Origin of the sequence: Brevundimonas vesicularis (assembly GCF_027886425.1) — a bacterium.
Classification (GTDB): domain Bacteria; phylum Pseudomonadota; class Alphaproteobacteria; order Caulobacterales; family Caulobacteraceae; genus Brevundimonas; species Brevundimonas vesicularis_C.
Genome location: NZ_CP115671.1, coordinates 1,855,907 through 1,874,487, shown reverse-complemented (window position 1 = coordinate 1,874,487; position 18,581 = coordinate 1,855,907). Strand labels below are relative to the sequence as shown.

Here is an 18,581-nt window from a genome sequence, read left to right as displayed (position 1 = left end):
GTGAGTTCAGCGGCCGAACTGATCGGGGTCGATTGGGGCACCAGCAATCTTCGCGTCATGCGGATCGCCGAGGGCGGCGCGGTGCTGGACAGCCGCGCCGACCCGCGCGGTGCAGGCGGCCTGGCGCCCGACCAGTTCCGCGCCGTGCTGGACGATGTCGCCGGCGACTGGCTGAACGACGGCTTGCCGGTGCTGGTCAGCGGCATGGCCGGGGCGCGGGGGCGGTGGCGTGAAATGGCCTATCTGCCCTGCCCCGCCGGTGTCGCGGACCTGGCCAGCGCCGTCGCCAGCCCTGACGATGCGCCCCACGTCTCCATCGTGCCCGGCGTCGCCGTGTTCGAGGACAGCCGTCTTGAGGACGTGATCCGCGGCGAGGAGACCCAGGTCTTCGGCCTGGACGGACCCGACGACGCCGTCGTCGTCGGCCCCGGCACCCACAGCAAATGGATCGGCACAGCCGGCGGACGGATCACGGATTTCCGGACCTTCATGACCGGCGAACTGTTCGCCGCCATCCGCAGGGGCACCATCCTGGGCGCCGAGATGGGCGAGCCGGGCGTGGACGACGACGCCTTCGCCACGGGGGTCGAGCGATCCCTGCGCGATCCCGCTGTCACCGCCGCCCTGTTCTCTGTGCGGGTCGAGGGCTTGGCCGGACGCCTTTCAGCGGCGTCCTCGGCCGACTATCTGTCGGGTCTGCTGATCGGGGCCGAGGTCGCGGCCGAGGCCGACGCCAACCATCGCCCCGTCATCCTGATCGGCGCCGAGGCCCTGAGCCGCCGCTATGCCGCCGCCCTGGCGCAGGGTGGGTTCCAAGACGTCCGCATCGCGGACGGCGCCGCCGCCACGGCCAAGGGTCTGTGGCGCATTCATGAGGCCGCACACCGATGATCCCTGTTTCCATCGAAAGCCTGGACGCCCTGCCGCTGATCGCCATCCTGCGCGGCCTGAAACCGGACGAGGCGGTCGAGGTCGGCGAGGCCATCGTCGCCGCCGGTTTCCGCTGTCTGGAAGTGCCGCTTAACTCGCCCGAGCCGCTAGACAGCATCCGCCGCCTGCGCGCCGCGCTGGACGGCCGCGCCCTGGTCGGCGCGGGCACGGTGCTGAACGTCGCAGCGGCGCGAGAGGTCGCACAGGCCGGCGGCCAGTTGATCATCTCGCCCAACACCAACGTCGAAGTGATCGCCGAGACCAAGACCCTGGGCCTGCTGTCCCTGCCCGGCTTCTTTACGCCGTCCGAAGCCTTCGCCGCCCTGGACGCCGGGGCCGACGCCTTGAAACTGTTTCCCGCCGAGATCGCCGGTCCCAAGGGTCTGAAAGCCGTCCGCGCCGTCCTGCCCGCCGAAACCCGCATCTATCCCGTCGGCGGCGTCGACCCCGACAGCATGTCCGCCTGGCGCTCCGCCGGCGCATCCGGCTTCGGCATCGGCTCGGCCGTTTTTCAGCCAGGGCAGTCAGCTGAACAGGTCGCCCGTCAGGCGGAAGCCTTCGTCGCGCATTGGTCCTGATTGGAAACCGCCCAAGCGGCCTTCTGCGACCCTTAGGGTCAGGGTCTTCTCAGAGTGCGGATTCGTCAAGAACGCGAACGAGCATGACGCGCCGCCGTCGCGGCGATGGCCAAGTTGGCGGCCCGCAGGCCCGGGTTGGATAGTACGTTTTTGGCGAAGCGCGGGAAATAACCACCGATAGTCCAAGTGATGTGAACGTCGCCCAAGCGCAAAGCGGAAGTATCACGTCCACAGCGCGCTACGCCACGACTCAGAGGCCGACGCCCCTGCCACGCCAAGCCTCAGTATCCTGATAACCCTCGAACAAGGTCGAGCACAACATTACGCGGGAGGCGGGATGAAAGACCTCAGCGACGGCCAGCGACTAGTTCGTTGCGAATGGAGCGTCCCAAGGGATCGCGGGCGCGCCAGGTGTCGCCGACATCGGCCTCGACCATCCGGCTGCAGAACCGCGGCAGGATCTGGCGCGGGCTGAAACCAGTCAGACAAATCTTGTCACCCTCGGCCGACCAGCGGGCCGCCACACGTCGCCCGTCCGAAAACTGCGAGGTGTAGCGTCCATCCGGATCGAAATAGTGCCTCACCCACTGTCCGTTCGGATAATGGGACACGATCGTATTGCCGAACGCCTTGGACATATCGGCTGAGGCAGGCGACGCCGCCAGCACGACCACGATCGCCAAGCCGCAGATCACCGAAACCTGCTTCACGCCTCTCCTGCGCCGTCCGTAATCGACTATCGACGATACATAAGACGGCGCAAGCGCTGCGGTTCCTCAGCCGTTACCGCGACGACCCGATTCGAACAGGAACCAGACGCGCTTCTCGCTCTCGTCGATCCAGTTCTCGAGCAGGCTGGCGGTGGCCACGTCGTTATGCTCGTCGCACAGGTCATGCACCTCTCGCATCCGGCTGATCAGTTCGCCGTTGTCGTCGCGAAGCTCGGCCAGCATATCCAGCGGATCGACGTAATCGGCGTCATTGTCGGCGATGCGTGCTTCCTTGGCGATCTGACCGATGGAGCGCAGCGTGGTCCCGCCGATCTTGCGCGCCCGCTCGGCCATCGGATCGGTCATGGACAGGATTTCCGCCGACTGCTCGTCCAGCATCAGATGATAGTCCCGGAAATGCGGGCCCGAGACGTGCCAGTGGAAATTCTTGGTCTTGATGTAGAGGGCGAACGTATCGGCCAGAAGCCCGGTCAGAGCGGTGGAAATGCTCTGGGTCGCCTCCTCCGACAGGCTCGTCGGCGTCTTCAGAGGCGCTAGGCGCTTTTCTTTGGCGGTGACCATCATCGTTCTCCTCAGCAGCAGTCTGCGGTCAAGCTAGGTAGCCGGGCATCCAAACGGAAGCTCTGGCGCAGATGATAATGCTGAAGCTGTGAAGTGGTTCGGCGGCGCCGACCTTTGTCGGCGGATGGCTGGGGAACTAGGACTCGAACCTAGAATGACGGTACCAAAAACCGTAGTGTTACCATTACACCATTCCCCAGCAGGACCGGCGTTTCCGAAGCACTCTGTGCGGCGGAGGCGGTCAGATACGCCAAGCCGTTTTGGGATGCAACACCCTCTTTCAGGACTATTTTCGCTTACCGTGAAGATGGGTCAAAATGGGCGCTTGCGGCCCATCGAACCCATGGCTATAAGCCGCGTCCTCACTTCGGGGCGACGCCGCCAGGCCAGCCCCCACGGTCGGAGTGTGGCTCAGCCTGGTAGAGCACTGCGTTCGGGACGCAGGGGTCGGAGGTTCGAATCCTCTCACTCCGACCATCTTCTCCTCAGAAAAATCGACGATGCGACAGCGGGCCTTTCGCCCGCCGCCAGAGCCGCGTCAGTCGTCGTTCGCCGCGCTCTCCATCGCCCGGCGCGCCACCGCATTCAGATGCGCTCCAACCGACTCGATGGTCCTTGAGCCCAGCGCCCTTCTGCGTGCAGTCAGATCGGGCGATCCCGCGTCATAATCCGCCATCAGCCGCCCCACGAACGCCCCGCCCTGAACCTCGGCCAAAACCTGATCCATCGCCTGGCGAGACTCGGATCCGATGATGCGCGGTCCGGTCAGATAGGCGCCGTATTCCGCCGTGTTCGAAATCTTGGCGAAGGCGCCGGCGATGCCCCGTTCGTACATCAGGTCGGTCACCAGCTTGGTTTCATAGAAACATTCGAACCACGCCACCTCGGGCGGATAGCCGGCGTCGACCAGCTTCATGAAGGCCGCGTCGATCAGTTCGGCGATGCCGCCGCACAGAACCACCTGTTCGCCGAACAGGTCGCTCTCGCACTCGTCGCGCATCGTCGTTTCCAGAATGCCCTTGCGCCCGCACCCCAGCGCCGCCGCATAGGACAGGCCAAGCGCGTGCGCCCCGCCCGTCGCGTCGTGCTGCACCCCAAACAGACAGAAGACCCCCTCCCCGGCCTCGTACAGGTCGCGGATGCGCGGCCCTATCCCCTTGGGCGAGGCCAGGATGACGTCCAGATCCGCGCGCGGTTCGACCAGGCCGAATCGCACCGACAGGCCGTGGGCGAAGACCAGGGCCGCGCCCGGCCGCACATTTGGCTCCAGTTCGTCGCGCCACAGATCGCGATGCGCCTCGTCCGAAGTCATCACGGCGATCACATCGGCGCCCGAAGCGGCCTGTCCGGCCGTCATCACCTCGAATCCGTCGGCGCGCGCCAGATCGCGCGTCTTCGATCCGGCCTTTAGCCCCACCACGATGTCGGCCACGCCCGAATCGCGCAGGTTCAGCGCATGGGTGCGCCCCTGGCTGCCGTAACCGATCATGGCCACGCGCTTGCCGCGAATGATCGAAAGGTCGCAGTCGCGGTCGTGGAAGACAGGCAGCGGATTGGGTAGGGTCTGGGTCATGACCGCCTTCATAACCCCATCCGACGTCGTCGCCTTCTGGAAAGAGGCTGGGCCCGAAAAGTGGTTCGCCAAGGACGAAGCTTTCGATACCGACTTCCGCGACCGAGGCCGCGCCCTGCATTGGGCCGCCGCGCGCCGCGAACGGGACGACTGGATGGACACGGCCGATGGGGCCTTGGCGCTGTTGATCCTGCTGGACCAGTATCCTCGCAACAGTTTTCGCGGCACGGCGCATCAGTTCGCCACCGACCCGCTGGCCCTGATGTTTGCAAACCAGGCCGTGGCCCGCGATCTGCATCTGGCGGTCGAGCCGGCTCTGAAGAACTTCCTGCTGCTGCCGTTCGAGCATTCCGAAAGGATCGAGGATCAGGACCGCTACATGGCCTTGGTCGCGGGCGACGAAGAGCTGGAGAAGTGGGGCAAGCTGCACCGCGACATCATCGTTCGCTTCGGCCGATTCCCGCACCGCAACGCCGCGCTGGGCCGCCGGACCACGCCTGAAGAACAGGCCTTCCTCGACGAAGGCGGCTTCGGCGGATGATTCGATCCACAACGATCCGATCGTGATCACCGACGGCTCATTGGCGATCGACTGATTCGGGTGGAAGCTGACGCCATGAACGCTCAGGTCGCCATCGCTGAACTTCAGGCTCGCATCGCCGCCGCGCCTGCCGATCATCCCGAGCGGCAGTATCTGAACCTGCTGCGCGACATCCTCGACAATGGGGTGCGCCGCGACGATCGCACCGGCACCGGCACCCTGGGCGTCTTCGGCCGTCAGATGCGGTTCGATCTGTCCAAGGGTTTCCCGGTCCTGACGACCAAGAAGCTGCATCTGCGGTCGATCATCATCGAACTGCTGTGGTTCCTGCGCGGCGAGACCAACATCGCCTATCTGAAGGACAATGGCGTCCGCATCTGGGACGAATGGGCCGACGCCGAGGGCGAGTTGGGTCCGGTCTATGGCAAGCAATGGCGGTCCTGGACTGCGCCGGATGGCCGCGTCATCGACCAGATCGAGAACCTGGTTCATGGGCTGAAAACCAATCCCAACAGCCGCCGCCACATCGTCACCGCCTGGAACCCGGCCGATGTCGACGACATGGCCTTGCCCCCCTGCCACTGCCTGTTCCAGTTCTTCGTCGCGGACGGAAAGCTCAGCTGCCAGCTGTATCAACGCAGCGCCGATGTCTTCCTGGGCGTGCCGTTCAACATCGCCTCCTACGCCCTGCTGACGATGATGCTGGCCCAGGTTGTGGGGCTGGAGCCGGGCGACTTCGTCCACACCTTCGGCGACGCCCACCTGTATCTGAACCACCTCGAACAGGCCGAGCTTCAGTTGACTCGCGAACCCCTGCCCCTGCCCGTCATGCAGATCGCGCCCAAGACCGACCTGTTCGCCTTCGACCTCTTGGACTTCACCCTCGATGGCTACGAGGCTTGGCCGCATATCAAGGCGGCCGTCGCCGTTTAAGGTCATTCACGATGATCCGCGCTTTCTCTCTTGGTCTCATTCTGCTCGCGACGCCGGCAGTGTCGGCGATCGCCCAGCCGATCTCATCCGCCGTTGAAGCCGCCGAGATCACACCGGTACAAATCAGGGTGCCTGCGCCGGACGGTCGGGCCATACCGATCAGCATCTGGACCGCCCCGGCCGAACGCGGCGTGGTGGTGTTCAGCCACGGCTATAACGGTTCGCCGACGGCCTATGCCCGCATTCTGTCGGTCTGGGCGGCGCACGGTTTCACGGTAATCGCACCGCTGCACGTCGATTCTCTGCGTCATCCGGAACATGATAAATATGACAATCGCGCCGCCTTCTCGACCAGGCTGATCGACCTGGGCGTCGCACGCGGCATCGCCGCCCATGCGCATTCGGGCAAACCGCTGATCGTGGCGGGGCATTCGTTCGGCTCTCTGATGTCCGTGATCGAGGGCGGCGCCGTCACGGCGGCGGGCCCCGCAGGCGACCCGGCGGTAAAAGGCGTGATCGCCTTTTCCTCGGCCGGCTCCATCCCCGGCCTCGTCACCTCCGACAGCTACCGCACGCTTGACCGTCCGCTGTTGGTGATCGCCGGCGATCAGGATCTGGTGCCCGGCTTCGTCAGCGATTGGCGCGATCATCGCGCGCCGTTCGACAATAGTCCGGCAGGCGACAAAACTCTCATGATCTTCGCGGGCGCAGACCACCAGCTGCCGGGGACGGCGCAGGGCGAGCGGTTTGATCAGATCATCCGGGCGACGGAGGATTTCCTCGACGCCTATGCGCTGAACGACGTCGACGCCCGATCGCGCCTTGAGGCCTTTGCGGCGGATGGCGTCAGCGTCGAGCGTCGCTGAACGTATGGATTTGCGCGATCTGACCGCGTCGGTGATTCGCATCTCCGACATCTACGCCGCCGAACACGATATCGACCGCGACCGCGACTGGGCCTTGCTCAAGCTTCAGGAAGAGCTTGGCGAACTGACCGCCGAGCATCTGCGTCTGACCGGCCGCGCACGAGGCGCGCCCGACAATCAGGCGCTGGGCGACGAGGCCGCGGATGTGCTGGGGATGCTGCTGATCTACTGCGCGCAGGCGGGCGTCGATCTTGATCAGGCGATGCAGCGCAAATGGCTGAAGTGGCTGGAGCCTCAGACCGAAGCTTAAGTCTCTGGCGCAATCATGATCATCGGCGTCAATCGCGCGACCAGGGCGTCGTCCGTTTCGATGCGCTCGACCACGATCCGGTTCTTCATCATGCCCATCTGCATGGTGGCGCGGAACGCGATCACGTCGCCGGGCGCAGCGATGAAGCCCTCAAGCGTGGGCTTGTTCTGCTTTCCCGCCAGACCGCCGAACGCCATGGACAGCTGGTGGCCGCCCGGCGAGACCGAAATGGCGGTGAAGCGCGGGCTCTTCAGCTGGGCCACGAACTCATCGTCCACCGACAAGTCCATGCCGGCGGCCTTGCCCACGAAGCCTTCGCGATAGACGATCAGCAGAGCCTGATCGTGAAACTGAGGGCGAAACGCCAGTGCGGCCTGCTTCTGCTCCGCCGTTGCTGACTTCCCGAGTTTTGTGCCCGCCAGATTGGCCATGATGTAGGCGGTGAACACACCCAAAAACGCGCCGACCATCATCGGCAGATAGCCGGCGTCGGCTCCGGCGGACGAGAACAAGAACGCCAGCCCGCCGCTGATGACGAACGCCACCAGGAAACCGACCAGGATGGCGGGGAGATACTTGCTCACAACGGGGCTCGCGTTCATTGGATGGGCCCCCTCAACGCATCGATACGGTCAAGGTTCTTGCCCCAGCCCCTCATTTCCCTGGTCGTCGCGCGTGGACGCAACGGCGTCATCGGCCGAAACGGCGCCTTGCCCTGGCGGCTGCGCAGCGACCTGCAGCGCTTCAAGGCCATAACTGTGGGCAAGCCCTGCCTGATGGGCCGCAAGACCTGGGAGAGTCTGCCGCTCAAGCCCTTGCCCGGTCGGCTGAACATCGTGCTGACGCGTGATGAATCCTACGAAACCGACGGCATGTCCAAAGGCGCGCTGGTCTGCGCCACTCTGGACGAGGCCATCGAGATCGGACGCGAAACCGCCGAGGACGATGGCGTCGAGGAGATCTGCATCATCGGGGGCACCGCCCTGTTCGAGGCGTCCCTGCCCCGCGCCAGGCGCCTGTACATCACCGAGGTCGAGGCCTCTCCCGAAGGCGACGCCGTCTTTCCTGCATTCGACGAAACAGCCTGGGTCGAGGTATCGTCAGAATCGCACCCGGCGGGCGAGAAGGACGATCACGCCTTCACCTTCCGCGTGCTGGAACGCCGCTAGGAGAGACAGATGTACGTCACGACCACCAACGACCTGCCCGGCTTTCGCGTCACCCGCCACATCGGCCTGGTGCGCGGCGTGACGGTGCGGTCACGCAACGCCATCTCCGACGCCATCGGCGGGGTCCAGTCCATGCTGGGCGGCCGCGTCGGCGCCTATGTGAAACTGGCCGAGGCCGGGCGTCAGGAAGCCTATGACGAGCTAGTCAAACATGCAGAAGCGCACGGTGCCAACGCCATCCTGGCCGTCCGATATGACGCCACGGAGATCATGCCGGGCGTGACCGAGGTGCTGTGCTACGGCACGGGCGTGATCGTCGAGCCGGCATAACCGGCTCGACGTTTCCTGATCAGGACAGGGTCATCAGGTCCGAACGCTCGAAGTTGCGCAGCTCGTCTTCGCGGCCGTCGCGGATCTTGGCGACCCACTGCGGATCGGCCAGCAGCGCGCGGCCAACGGCGACCAGGTCGAACTCCTCGTTCTCCAGACGGCGCAGGAGACCGTCCAGCGAGGCGGGCTTCGATCCTTCGCCGCCGAACGACGCGATGAACTCGCCGTCCAGACCCACGGATCCGACGGTGATCGTGGGCTTGCCCATCAGCTTTTTGGTCCAGCCGGCGAAGTTCAGGTCCGAGCCTTCGAACTCCGGCTCCCAGAAGCGGCGCTGCGAGCAGTGGAAGACATCGACGCCGGCGTCCGACAGCGGGGTCAGCCACTCGACCATCTGCTCCGGCGTCTCGGCGATGCGGGCCGTGTAATCCTGCAGCTTCCATTGCGACAGGCGCAGGATGACGGGGATGTCGTCGCCGACGCCCTCGCGCACCGCCTTCACGACCTCGGCGCCAAAGCGGGCGCGATCCGCGATGGTCGGTCCGCCCCAGCGGTCCTCGCGCGCATTCAGGCCGCTCCAGAAGAACTGGTCGATCAGATAGCCATGGGCGCCGTGGATTTCGACGGCGTCGAAGCCGAGGTCGCGAGCCGCGCGGGCCGACCGGCCGAAAGCGGCGATCGTGTCGGCGACATCTTCCTCCGTCATCGGCTCCAGCTTGGTCTTGCCCGGCATGGTCATGCCCGACGGGCTGTCCACCTTGCCCAGCGGCGCCCAGTCCTCGCCGCGTCCCCGCGCCGAGCCCACGTGCCAGATCTGCGGCGCGATCAGACCGCCGGCGGCATGAACCTCTTCCACCACGGACTTCCATTCCGGCAGCGCTTCGCCGTGGAAAACTGGAACATTGGCGTCATTGCGCGCCGCCGGACGCTCGACGACCGTGCCCTCGGTCACGATCAGGCCCACTCCGCCCTCGGCGCGGCGGCGATAATAGGCGGCGACGTCGGAGGTCGGGATGCCGTTCGGCGAGAAGGACCGCGTCATTGGCGCCATGACGATGCGGTTGGGCAGGGTTAGCCCCTTGATGGTGAAGGGGCTGAACAGGGCGTCGAGGCTCATCGGAACTCCTTGGGTATCTGTAGCACCCAAGGTGGCGAACAGGGTTGCGTTTGAAAACCCCTCGCCTCGGCTTTTTCTAAAGCCCGAGCGCCGCAGAGACTCGCGCGGCGATTTCGGCGAAGCGGCCGGCGATATCGCCCTGCGGGTCGGTTGCGACAGGCGGTCGTCCGGCATCCCCCCCCTCTCGTAAGGCGGCGTCCAGCGGCAAGGCGCCCAAGAACGGGATGGATAGGCGCTCGGCCTCGGCTTTGGCTCCGCCCTGGCCAAAGACCGGACCGCTCATGTTCTCTATCAGGCCCAACGTCGAGACATTGACGCATTGGAACAAGGTGTGGGCGCGCCGCGCATCGGCCAAGGCCACTTCCTGCGGCGTCGACACAATCACCGCCCCATCCAGCGGCGTCTTCTGGATCAAGGTCAGTTGCACGTCGCCCGTGCCCGGCGGCAGATCGACCACCAGCACGTCCAGCGGCGCATCAGCCGTTCCCCAACGCGTCTGGGTCAGCATCTGCGTGATGGCCTGCGACGCCATGGGTCCGCGCCAGATCATGGCGTCGTCCATCTTGGTCAGCAGGCCGACCGACATGGCTTTCAGCCCGTGGGCGACGTGCGGCACGATGGCGCCGTGCTCGTAGGCGGGTTTGCCGCTGATGCCCAGCATGGTCGGCAGCGACGGCCCATAGACATCGGCGTCGAGAATGCCGACCGATAGCCCGCGCGCCGAAAGCGCAGCGGCCAAATTTACGGCGACCGTGGACTTGCCCACCCCGCCCTTGCCGCTGGCGACGGCCAGGACGCGGCGGACATGCGCGGGACGATCAGATGGGACCGGGGCTTTGGCGCGCCCCTGATCGACCGCCGCCTTGGACAGGCCCGCCGTGCGCGGCGCAGCAGCAGGCTTGGTCTCGGCGGTCAGAATCACCGAGACGCGCGCCATGCCGGGAATGGCCTTCAGCGCAGCCTCCGCTGCGTCACGAACCGGCGCGTAGGCGGCCGCTTGAGTGTGATCGACTTCCAGAGCAAACCCCGCGCGATCCTCAGCCACGACCAGACCCTGAACCAGACCGGCGGCGACCAACCCCTGGCCGGAAACCGGATCGATGACGGCGTCGAGGGCGGCGATGACGGCGGTGCGTTCGACCAAGGCGGTCTCCAAGGGACTTGCAGGCGATGATGCGCGCGTTCTATCGCCCTCGAACCCGTCCCGCGAGCCACGATTTGTCCCGACCACCCTCAATCACCCTGATCGCTGGCCCCACCGCCTCGGGCAAGTCGGCGCTGGCGCTGAAGATGGCGCGCGAAACGGGCGCGGTGATCATCAATGCCGACAGCCAGCAGCTCTACGCCGACCTGCGTATCCTGACGGCCCGCCCCTCGGCGGAGGATGAAGCTCAGGCCGATCATCGACTTTATGGCGTCGCAGACGCGGCGGACGCCTGGTCCGTCGGACGCTGGAGCCGCGCGGTAATGGCGTTGCTAGACAACCTCCGCGGTCAAGACCGGCCGGCCATTCTGGTGGGGGGGACCGGCCTCTACTTCACCAGTCTGACGCGAGGCTTGGCCGATATTCCCGCGGTGCCGAGCGGGGTGCGCGATCAGATGGATGCCGACTACACGGCGCTCGGCGAGTCAGCTTTTCGCCGGCGCCTGGCCCAGATCGATCCCGAGGCGGCGCAGGCCATCGAACACGGAGACCGACAGCGACTGGTTCGAGCCATGAGCGTTTTCATCGCCAGCGGCCGCGCGTTAAGCGCCTGGAAGGCCGACACTCAGCCCTTGTTGGCGCCGGATTCATGGACCGGATGGGTTAGGGAGCCTGAGCGCCAGCAACTCTATGCAAACTGCAACCAGCGCGTTGACCTGATGATTGATCAGGGAGCGATACACGAAGTCCAAGCCCTCTTGGACCGTGGCTTGAACCCCGCCCTGCCCGCCATGAAGGCGGTCGGGGTCAGAGAACTGGCCGCCTACCTGTCCGGCTATCTGGCCCGCGACGACGCGATCGCCGCCCTTAAACAAGCTACCCGCAACTACGCCAAACGTCAGTTGACGTGGTTCCGAAACCAGACGCCGGAGTGGAGCCGCGCCTGAGTGCAATCCGGCGCTTGGAATGCCTCACGGCTGCGCCTATATTCGTCTGGTTCGGTTTCGGCCGGACTATAGCGATAAACGCGCTTGTAATAAGCGGACCGGACCCGGGTGCGATTCCCGGCGGCTCCACCAACTTTCTCCCCGCGTTATCGGCGGAGGCAGCATGGGGCCGACTAGCATCGACGGACGTGTAAAGAGGATTGCTTTCGCTCGTCCTGGCCCACCGTATCGGGCCATTTTCTAACTGCGAACGATAACTTCGCTGGAGAAGTCGCTCTCGCCGCGTAATGCGGTTCGAGTGATTTCGAATCTTAAGTCCTAGGGGTTCAGATCCCTGGGCGGGGCCCGTCGGGGGGCCTGGCAACAGAACCCCCGGCACTTTCCAAAAGATGATCGGGAGCCTAGCGCCAGAATCCCGGCGCTTTACCTTCATGACACCTTTCGCCTACGGCCCTGCGCCGCTATCAGTCGCGCTCTGATGTGAGGTGACGATGAGCGACCAGGCCCCTCCGGTCGATGAGATGCGGTACGAACAGCTGGCACAGGAAGCCCTGCGCGGCGTCATGCGCGCCGCGCTGGAACGCGTGCTGGCCGAGGGCCTGCCCGGCGCCCACCACTTCTACATCACCTTCAAGACACGCGCCGTCGGCGTCAGCGTGGCCCCTGACATTCTGGCGAAATATCCGGAAGAGATGACGGTCGTTCTGCAGCACCAGTACGACGACCTGCGTGTCGAGCCTGAGCGTTTCTCGGTCAAGCTGCGCTTCGGCGGCATGCCCAAGAGCCTGGTCATCCCCTATTCCGCGATCACGCGCTTCTACGATCCCAGCGTCCAATTCCTGCTGCAGTTCGAAGACCCACAGCTTCTGGACGAGGTCGAAGACGAGCCGACCCCGCCCCAGGACATGCCGCCGATTTCGGACGGCCCCAAGGTCGTTTCGCTGGACCAGTTCCGCAAGAAATAGCCGCCGTCAGTCCTTGCGCGGATAGGAGCGGATCAGGATCCGCTCTCTTTCGCCCTCGCGTCTTTCGACCAGCAGCCGCGCGACCTGGGCGTCGTCGTGAAACAGATAGCCTTTGATAGAATCGAGCAAGGCCTTGGCCAGATTGTCGAGGTCCATCCACGGCGGCTCGCCGACATGCTCCATGCGAATTTCGACGACATGATCGCCCCATGACGGCCTGGCTCCGCGCCATTCCTTGCGCATGAACTCATAGACCAGCGGCTTGTAGTATTTGGCCTGGGTCGTCAGGCCGTCGATGACGATCTCGACCGCATCGCCATCCTCCCTCGCCCTGACCTTGCCGGTCCCGATCCAGCCGGCGGTCATGCGACGATTGCCGGTGTGAGGATATCCGCGCTCTTCTTGCCCTGCATGGCTCTCGTGCTACACCGCCGCGCAACCCATCGCCACGCCTGAGAGACGAGATTTACGCGCATGAGCAACGTCCGGACAGAGACCGACACCTTCGGCCCGATCGAAGTCGCCGCCGACCGCTACTGGGGCGCTCAGGCGCAGCGATCGCTGGGAAACTTCAAGATCGGCTGGGAGAAGCAGCCCCTGCCTGTCGTGCGCGCTCTGGGCATCGTCAAGCGTGCGGCCGCCGAGACCAACCGCGACCTGGGCAAGTTGGACCCGGCCCTGGCCGACGCCATCATCAAGGCCGCCAATGAGGTTATCGAAGGCAAGCTGAACGACCACTTCCCGCTGGTGGTCTGGCAGACGGGTTCGGGCACCCAATCGAACATGAACGCCAATGAGGTGATCTCAAATCGCGCGATCGAGATTCTGGGCGGCGAGATGGGCTCGAAGAAGCCGGTCCACCCCAACGATCACGTCAATATGAGCCAGTCGTCCAACGACACCTATCCCACCGCCATGCACGTCGCCTGCGCCGAACAGGTGGTCAACGACCTGATCCCGGCCTTGAAACATCTGCACGCCGCGCTGGACGCCAAGGCCAAGGCCTGGGGCCACATCATCAAGATCGGCCGCACCCATACCCAAGACGCCACGCCTCTGACGCTGGGCCAGGAGTTCGGCGGCTATGCGCAACAGGTCCAGAACGGCATCAAGCGCATCGAACAGACCCTGCCGGCCCTGATGGAACTGGCGCAGGGCGGCACCGCCGTCGGCACCGGTCTGAACGCGCCCATCGGCTTCGCCGAAAAGGTTGCGGCCCAGATCGCCGAGATCACCGGACTGCCCTTCACCACGGCCCCGAACAAGTTCGAGGCCTTGGCCGCCCACGACGCCATGGTCTTCAGCCACGGCGCCATTAACACGGTCGCCGCCAGCCTGTTCAAAATCGCCAACGACATCCGCTTCCTGGGCTCCGGCCCGCGTTCGGGTCTGGGCGAATTGGCGCTGCCGGAAAACGAGCCAGGCTCGTCGATCATGCCGGGCAAGGTCAATCCGACTCAATGCGAAGCCCTGACCCAGGTCTGCGTCCAGGTGTTCGGCAACAACGCCGCCCTGACCTTCGCCGGGTCGCAAGGCCATTTCGAGCTGAACGTCTACAATCCCGTGATGGCGTACAATTTCCTGCAGTCGGTGCGCCTGGTCGCCGACGCGGCCATCAGCTTCACCGACAACTGCGTCGTCGGCATCGAGGCGCGCGAGGATAATATTGCGCGCGGCCTGAATAACTCTCTGATGCTGGTCACCGCTTTGAACGGCAAGCTGGGTTATGACCTGTGCGCTAAGATTGCCAAGACCGCGCACAAGAACGGCACAACATTGCGCGAAGAGGCTGTCGGCGGCGGCTATCTGACGGACGCGGAGTTCGATGAAGCCGTGCGGCCGGAGAAGATGATCTCGCCGGGCTGACCCCCTCCAAGATCGAGATTTTTGAAACGCCGACGTCGTCTGACGTCGGCGTTTTCTTTTGGGTCAGGCCTTGTCACGGATGGTGCGGCCGACCGGCGCCAGCGCCAGCTTGGCCAGTTCGAGATCCTTCAGCGCGAACGGAATGCCGATGATGGAGACGAACTCCGCCACGGCGATGAGCAGGTGCGTCAGGGCGATGTACCAGCCGGCCACGACGAACCAGACGACGTTCAAAACGACGCCGACACAGCCAGCGACGGGATGCGTGTCCTGCCACACGATCTCGCGGCCGAAGGGCCAGAAGGAATAGCTGGCGATACGCCACGCCGCGAACGTCCACGGCAGGCCGACAACGGTTAGCGCCAGGATCGCGCCGCCCAGCAGCCACAGAAGGCCGGAAATCCAGCCGCCGAAGATGAGCCAGAGGATATTCAGGATCAGGCGCATCAAGACAGGCTCCACTGTCGCCCATTGCGACATACCTCAGATAAGCAAAAGACCCCGCTTGTGCAGCGGGGCCTTCATTAAATCGGCGTCAGATCGGCCTTAGTGCGGCTTCTCGGTCCAGCGCGCCTTGGCGTCGTCTTGGGTCAGGCTCAGATGAACGTGCTTGTCGTCAACCCGTTCGACCCAGCTGACCGGGATCATGTGGTGCTTGAAGCCGCCGGCGAAATCCAGCTTCGCCAGTTCGATCTGGTCGCCCAGGACGTGATCGACCCGGCCCACGTGACCGCCGTCCGAGCCCACGACTTCGAGGTGTTCCTTGATGAGCGAAACGTCAACCATGTGTATCTCCAGCAGTTTGGTTTGTCCTGCCGATGAGAACACACCCGGCCTGCGACGGTTTCAAACGGCGACGCTTGTTCATCGTCTTGATGACAGGATTGGCAAGGACGCGGTAGAAGCCGCCGTTCACACGGAACCGGAACTCAAGATATGCGGCGGATTGGATCAGGCCTGTTCGGCGTCCTCATGGCCTTGGCCCTTTCGGCGTGTGGAACGCTGGATCGCCCGACCGGCCCCCTCCGCATCACCGACGGCACGCTCGTCAAGGCGGAAGACCCTCGCATCCGCGCCAGTGACAGTGCGCGTTTGCAGGCCTTCACCCAGGAAATTGGTCAGCGACTTCGGCCCGACAAACCAACCTCGATCCTGGCGCTGTCCGGCGGCGGCGCAAACGGAGCCTACGGAGCCGGGCTTCTGGTCGGCTGGACCGAACAGGGCGATCGCCCCGCGTTCGATGTTGTCACCGGCGTCAGCACGGGGGCGCTTGCCGCGCCGTTCGCCTTTCTCGGATCGGATTGGGACGACGAACTTCAGCATGCCTACACCAGCGGCGCCGCCAGCAATTTGCTGAGCTGGCGCAGTTTCGCCGCCTTCCTGAACCCGAGCCTGTTCTCGTCGCAGGTCCTGCGCAATCTGGTGGACGAGAACGTCACCCCTGAACTGATGCAGGCCGTCGCGCGCGAGCACGCCAAGGGCAGACGCCTGCTGGTGGCGACGACCGATCTGGACAGCGAGGAAACCGTCATCTGGGACATGGGCCTTTTGGCGACGCAGGGCGACGAGAACGCCCGCGAGCTGTTCAAGGAGGTGCTGGTCGCCTCGGCCAGCATTCCCGGCGTCTTTCCTCCGGTTCTGATCGCCGGGCTTCAGGACGACGACAAGGTGGTTCTGGAAATGCACGTCGATGGCGGCGTCAACACGCCGTTCCTGGCCATCCCAGAGGACCTGATGCTGTGGACCCGTCCAAACGACGAAGGGCGTGTCGGCGCCCTCTATGTCATCGTCAATGGTCAGGTCGGCCGCAACGACGGGGTTACGCCCGGCCGCCTGTCGGGAATTCTGTCGCGTACCTATGACAGCATGAGCAAATCGTCGCTGCGCATCCATCTGGCCGTGACGGCGGCGTTTGCGCGGCGCAATGGGCTGGACATGGCGCTGTCGGCCATTCCAGACAATGTCGCCGCCTCCAGCCTGAAGTTCGATCAAGAGACCATGACGGCCATGTTCGAACTGGGGCGTCAGCGCGGGCGCAGCGCCGATGCCTGGACCCGGCTGGGCGAGCGCCCGGCGGACCAGCCCTTCATCCCCCAGACGACGATCTCGGAGTCTCAGGTGCCGGCTGTGCTGGCGCCCGAGCCCTCGGCCAAACCGTCGGCGGATACGCCCCCCGCCGACAAGCCCAAGGCGTAGTCATGGGCGAGATCATCAATCTGAACCGAGCGCGAAAGACCCGCGCCAAGGCCGAAGACAAGGCGTTGGCCGCCGCCAACCGCTTGGCCCATGGACGCTCCAAGGCCGAGAAGACCCTGTCCGCTCTTGAGCGTCATCGCGCCGATAAGCAGTTGGACGGTCAGAAGCTGGAGCCGAAAAACGACGACTGATGGCTCAGGCCTTTGGCGCGCGGATCAGCATGACCTGCCCCGCCAGCACAAGCGCCAGTCCGATCAGGGCGCTCCAGCCGAACCGCGCGCCCTCGAACAGCACCGACACCAGCATGGCGATGGGCGGCGTCAGAGCCGAGATGTAGCTGGCCAGGGCATAGCCGCGTTGGCGCGCGATGGTGAAGTACAAGCCGAACGCGATCACCGACCCGAACAGCGAGAGATAAAGCAGCGACAGGACATAGTCCGGCGTCGGCTCGATCCGCCACGTCACGCCGGTCGCCATGCCGTACAGCGCCAACATGGCTGTGCCATAAGCCATCGCCCAGCACGTGGCGGCCATAACGGGCGCGCCCGCCTGCTGTCCTTTCCAGGCGAACCAGTTGCCGAGCGCCGAAGCCAGTACAGCGGTTAGCGCGAAGAGGACGCCCAGCCCCGGATTGAGCCCAGCGCCGGCCGCCGTGATCTGGCCGTAGGACAAGACCCCGACGCCCATGACGCCCAGTATTGCGCCGATCCACGCCGCTGGCGCCGCCTTCTGTCCGCCCAGCAGCCGAAACAGGATCAGGTTCACAAAGGCCAGGGCGGCGAAGATCACCGCGACCACAGCCGAGGCCACCTGCCCTTCCGCGGCATAGACGAAGCCATAGCTGACCGCGAAGACGAAGGCGCCCTGGCCGATGGCGGCCAGATGCTGGCTGCGCGTCAGACGCAGCGGCCGGCGCGTCACGGCGCAGAAGGCGAACAGGACCGCCGACGCCAGACCAAACCGCCAGACGATCGAGACGATGGAATCAACCGGCCCCAACTGCAGGGTGATCGCGTACCAGGTCGTGCCCCAGATCAGGGCGCAGATGGCGATCGCAGCGATCGCAAAGGGGCGGCTCAAAGGTTGATCTCCGACGATGGACGGCCCGCATAACACGCCCTAACGCCACGCGCCCTCACGTCTTGCGCCTGAGTGTGACACACTGGGCGCCTCGAAGGAGATCGCCATGCGAAACGCCCCCCTGATCCTGCCCGCCGCTCTGGTCTTGGCTGCCTGCGCCGCCACGCCGGACATGACGACCGGAACGACGGTCGCAAACGTGACCGCCACCTATCGCGAACGGATCATGCTGCCGCCCGGCCATGTCCTGACCGTCAGGGTTGAGGATGTCAGTCTGGCCGACGCACCCGCCAAGGTTCTCGCCGAGACCCGCGAGCCGCTGACCGGCGCCCCGCCCTATCGCGTCACCCTTGGCTTTCCCACGTCTCAGATCGATCCGCGCCACACCTATGCCGCGCGCGCCGAGATCCGAGACGCGGCCGGCGCTCTGGTCTTCGTTACAGACACCCGCCACGCGATCCTGACGAACGGCGCGCCGGCCTCGGCCGAGATCGTGCTGAAGTCCGCGCGTTGAGCAGCCTCAGCAAACGTTCGGTCGCCCTCGCCGGCCATGCCACGTCGGTGGCGCTGGAGCCGGAGTTCTGGGCCGTGCTGGATCGGATCGCCGCTGCCCGCAACCTCAGCAAGGCGCAGCTTCTGGCTGAAATCGACGCCGGTCGCGGCCGACGCCCCCTCGCCTCCGCCTGTCGCCTGCTGGCGCTGGACTGGGTGGCGGATCATGGAAGACCGGCGTAGCTTCGATCC

General features: G+C 65.0%; 25 protein-coding genes, 2 tRNA genes and 1 other RNA gene. 17 read left to right on the top strand and 11 right to left on the bottom strand.

Annotation, left to right across the window (positions count from 1 at the left end; translation table 11 throughout):
- On the top strand, positions 1-891 hold the full coding sequence (locus PFY01_RS09740) for a 2-dehydro-3-deoxygalactonokinase (protein ID WP_271041124.1): 891 nt from the start codon (positions 1-3) through the stop codon (positions 889-891).
- Complete coding sequence (locus PFY01_RS09735; RefSeq protein WP_271041123.1) at positions 888-1,508, top strand: 2-dehydro-3-deoxy-6-phosphogalactonate aldolase; 621 nt, start codon at positions 888-890, stop codon at positions 1,506-1,508. Before PFY01_RS09740 ends, PFY01_RS09735 begins: the two co-directional genes overlap by 4 nt.
- A 347-nt stretch (positions 1,509-1,855) precedes the next feature.
- Here PFY01_RS09735 and PFY01_RS09730 read toward each other — a convergent pair whose 3' ends face one another.
- The 3 genes from PFY01_RS09730 to PFY01_RS09720 form a co-directional block, all read right to left on the bottom strand.
- Entirely contained in the window at positions 1,856-2,218 is a 363-nt protein-coding gene (locus tag PFY01_RS09730) for a hypothetical protein (RefSeq protein WP_271041122.1), read from the bottom strand.
- Between the two features lie 66 nt (positions 2,219-2,284).
- Positions 2,285-2,800 carry a Dps family protein gene (locus tag PFY01_RS09725; RefSeq protein ID WP_271041121.1) on the bottom strand — a complete coding sequence of 172 codons (516 nt, stop codon included), beginning with the start codon at positions 2,798-2,800 and terminating at the stop codon, positions 2,285-2,287.
- A 125-nt stretch (positions 2,801-2,925) separates the two neighbouring features.
- Positions 2,926-2,999 (bottom strand) — tRNA-Gln (locus PFY01_RS09720).
- 201 nt (positions 3,000-3,200) lie between these two features.
- Between PFY01_RS09720 and PFY01_RS09715 the strand changes: the two genes are divergently transcribed.
- Positions 3,201-3,277: transfer RNA gene (locus PFY01_RS09715), tRNA-Pro, on the top strand.
- 61 nt (positions 3,278-3,338) lie between these two features.
- Here PFY01_RS09715 and ilvC read toward each other — a convergent pair.
- On the bottom strand, positions 3,339-4,373 hold the full coding sequence (gene ilvC, locus PFY01_RS09710) for a ketol-acid reductoisomerase (protein WP_271041120.1): 1,035 nt from the start codon (positions 4,371-4,373) through the stop codon (positions 3,339-3,341).
- On the opposite strand from ilvC, the gene PFY01_RS09705 reads away from it, so the two are divergent.
- The 4 genes from PFY01_RS09705 (at position 4,372) to PFY01_RS09690 (ending at position 7,023) form a co-directional block, all read left to right on the top strand.
- Positions 4,372-4,914, top strand: coding sequence for a DUF924 family protein (locus PFY01_RS09705; protein WP_271041119.1), 543 nt, complete (start codon positions 4,372-4,374; stop codon positions 4,912-4,914). The genes ilvC and PFY01_RS09705 overlap by 2 nt on opposite strands.
- 75 nt (positions 4,915-4,989) lie before the next feature.
- A complete protein-coding gene (locus PFY01_RS09700; protein ID WP_271041118.1) occupies positions 4,990-5,847 on the top strand; it encodes a thymidylate synthase in 858 nt (285 codons plus the stop codon).
- 11 nt (positions 5,848-5,858) lie between these two features.
- On the top strand, positions 5,859-6,713 hold the full coding sequence (locus PFY01_RS09695) for an alpha/beta hydrolase family protein (RefSeq protein ID WP_271041117.1): 855 nt from the start codon (positions 5,859-5,861) through the stop codon (positions 6,711-6,713).
- Positions 6,714-6,717: 4 nt separating this feature from the next.
- Positions 6,718-7,023 carry a phosphoribosyl-ATP pyrophosphohydrolase gene (locus PFY01_RS09690; protein ID WP_271041116.1) on the top strand — a complete coding sequence of 102 codons (306 nt, stop codon included), beginning with the start codon at positions 6,718-6,720 and terminating at the stop codon, positions 7,021-7,023.
- Here the strand turns inward: PFY01_RS09690 and PFY01_RS09685 are convergent.
- Positions 7,020-7,607, bottom strand: coding sequence for a hypothetical protein (locus PFY01_RS09685; protein WP_271041115.1), 588 nt, complete (start codon positions 7,605-7,607; stop codon positions 7,020-7,022). The two genes, PFY01_RS09690 and PFY01_RS09685, sit on opposite strands and share 4 nt — an antisense overlap.
- 57 nt (positions 7,608-7,664) lie before the next feature.
- Here PFY01_RS09685 and PFY01_RS09680 point away from each other — a divergent pair, with 57 nt between their 5' ends.
- Complete coding sequence (locus PFY01_RS09680; RefSeq protein ID WP_271041114.1) at positions 7,665-8,192, top strand: dihydrofolate reductase; 528 nt, start codon at positions 7,665-7,667, stop codon at positions 8,190-8,192.
- A gap of 9 nt (positions 8,193-8,201) precedes the next feature.
- Positions 8,202-8,522: a YbjQ family protein gene (locus PFY01_RS09675; RefSeq protein ID WP_159851431.1), complete on the top strand. Its 321-nt coding sequence runs from the start codon at positions 8,202-8,204 to the stop codon at positions 8,520-8,522.
- Positions 8,523-8,541: 19 nt separating this feature from the next.
- On the opposite strand, the gene PFY01_RS09670 is transcribed toward PFY01_RS09675, so the two are convergent.
- Entirely contained in the window at positions 8,542-9,639 is a 1,098-nt protein-coding gene (locus tag PFY01_RS09670) for an NADH:flavin oxidoreductase (RefSeq protein ID WP_271041113.1), read from the bottom strand.
- Positions 9,640-9,715: 76 nt separating this feature from the next.
- On the bottom strand, positions 9,716-10,783 hold the full coding sequence (locus PFY01_RS09665; RefSeq protein ID WP_271041112.1) for an Mrp/NBP35 family ATP-binding protein: 1,068 nt from the start codon (positions 10,781-10,783) through the stop codon (positions 9,716-9,718).
- Positions 10,784-10,929: 146 nt separating this feature from the next.
- Here PFY01_RS09665 and miaA point away from each other — a divergent pair, with 146 nt between their 5' ends.
- The 3 genes from miaA (at position 10,930) to PFY01_RS09650 (ending at position 12,695) form a co-directional block, all read left to right on the top strand.
- The gene (gene miaA, locus PFY01_RS09660) at positions 10,930-11,730 is read left to right on the top strand and encodes a tRNA (adenosine(37)-N6)-dimethylallyltransferase MiaA (protein WP_420197070.1); all 801 of its coding nucleotides are present in this window, start codon (positions 10,930-10,932) and stop codon (positions 11,728-11,730) included.
- Positions 11,731-11,740: 10 nt separating this feature from the next.
- Positions 11,741-12,110, top strand: a transfer-messenger RNA (tmRNA) gene (gene ssrA, locus PFY01_RS09655).
- 111 nt (positions 12,111-12,221) lie between these two features.
- On the top strand, positions 12,222-12,695 hold the full coding sequence (locus PFY01_RS09650) for an SspB family protein (protein WP_017504863.1): 474 nt from the start codon (positions 12,222-12,224) through the stop codon (positions 12,693-12,695).
- Between the two features lie 6 nt (positions 12,696-12,701).
- Here PFY01_RS09650 and PFY01_RS09645 read toward each other — a convergent pair whose 3' ends face one another.
- On the bottom strand, positions 12,702-13,061 hold the full coding sequence (locus PFY01_RS09645) for a RusA family crossover junction endodeoxyribonuclease (protein WP_066551435.1): 360 nt from the start codon (positions 13,059-13,061) through the stop codon (positions 12,702-12,704).
- Between the two features lie 108 nt (positions 13,062-13,169).
- Here PFY01_RS09645 and fumC point away from each other — a divergent pair, with 108 nt between their 5' ends.
- Positions 13,170-14,561 carry a class II fumarate hydratase gene (gene fumC / locus PFY01_RS09640; protein WP_271041111.1) on the top strand — a complete coding sequence of 464 codons (1,392 nt, stop codon included), beginning with the start codon at positions 13,170-13,172 and terminating at the stop codon, positions 14,559-14,561.
- 63 nt (positions 14,562-14,624) lie between these two features.
- Here the strand turns inward: fumC and PFY01_RS09635 are convergent, their stop codons facing one another.
- Together PFY01_RS09635 and PFY01_RS09630 are read right to left on the bottom strand one after the other, a co-directional pair.
- Positions 14,625-15,011 carry a YccF domain-containing protein gene (locus PFY01_RS09635; protein ID WP_066551433.1) on the bottom strand — a complete coding sequence of 129 codons (387 nt, stop codon included), beginning with the start codon at positions 15,009-15,011 and terminating at the stop codon, positions 14,625-14,627.
- Between the two features lie 96 nt (positions 15,012-15,107).
- Complete coding sequence (locus PFY01_RS09630; protein ID WP_039243689.1) at positions 15,108-15,347, bottom strand: DUF2171 domain-containing protein; 240 nt, start codon at positions 15,345-15,347, stop codon at positions 15,108-15,110.
- A gap of 150 nt (positions 15,348-15,497) precedes the next feature.
- Here PFY01_RS09630 and PFY01_RS09625 point away from each other — a divergent pair, with 150 nt between their 5' ends.
- Both PFY01_RS09625 and PFY01_RS09620 read left to right on the top strand, forming a co-directional pair.
- Positions 15,498-16,757 carry a patatin-like phospholipase family protein gene (locus PFY01_RS09625; protein ID WP_271041110.1) on the top strand — a complete coding sequence of 420 codons (1,260 nt, stop codon included), beginning with the start codon at positions 15,498-15,500 and terminating at the stop codon, positions 16,755-16,757.
- 2 nt (positions 16,758-16,759) lie between these two features.
- Positions 16,760-16,948, top strand: coding sequence for a DUF4169 family protein (locus PFY01_RS09620; RefSeq protein ID WP_271041109.1), 189 nt, complete (start codon positions 16,760-16,762; stop codon positions 16,946-16,948).
- Positions 16,949-16,952: 4 nt separating this feature from the next.
- Here PFY01_RS09620 and PFY01_RS09615 read toward each other — a convergent pair whose 3' ends face one another.
- Positions 16,953-17,837, bottom strand: a complete 885-nt coding sequence (locus tag PFY01_RS09615) for a DMT family transporter (protein WP_271041108.1) — start codon at positions 17,835-17,837, stop codon at positions 16,953-16,955.
- Positions 17,838-17,943: 106 nt separating this feature from the next.
- Here PFY01_RS09615 and PFY01_RS09610 point away from each other — a divergent pair, with 106 nt between their 5' ends.
- The gene (locus PFY01_RS09610) at positions 17,944-18,351 is read left to right on the top strand and encodes a YbaY family lipoprotein (protein WP_271041107.1); all 408 of its coding nucleotides are present in this window, start codon (positions 17,944-17,946) and stop codon (positions 18,349-18,351) included.
- A complete protein-coding gene (locus tag PFY01_RS09605; RefSeq protein ID WP_271041106.1) occupies positions 18,348-18,572 on the top strand; it encodes a ribbon-helix-helix domain-containing protein in 225 nt (74 codons plus the stop codon). Before PFY01_RS09610 ends, PFY01_RS09605 begins: the two co-directional genes overlap by 4 nt.
- The last annotated feature ends 9 nt before the right edge of the window (positions 18,573-18,581 follow it).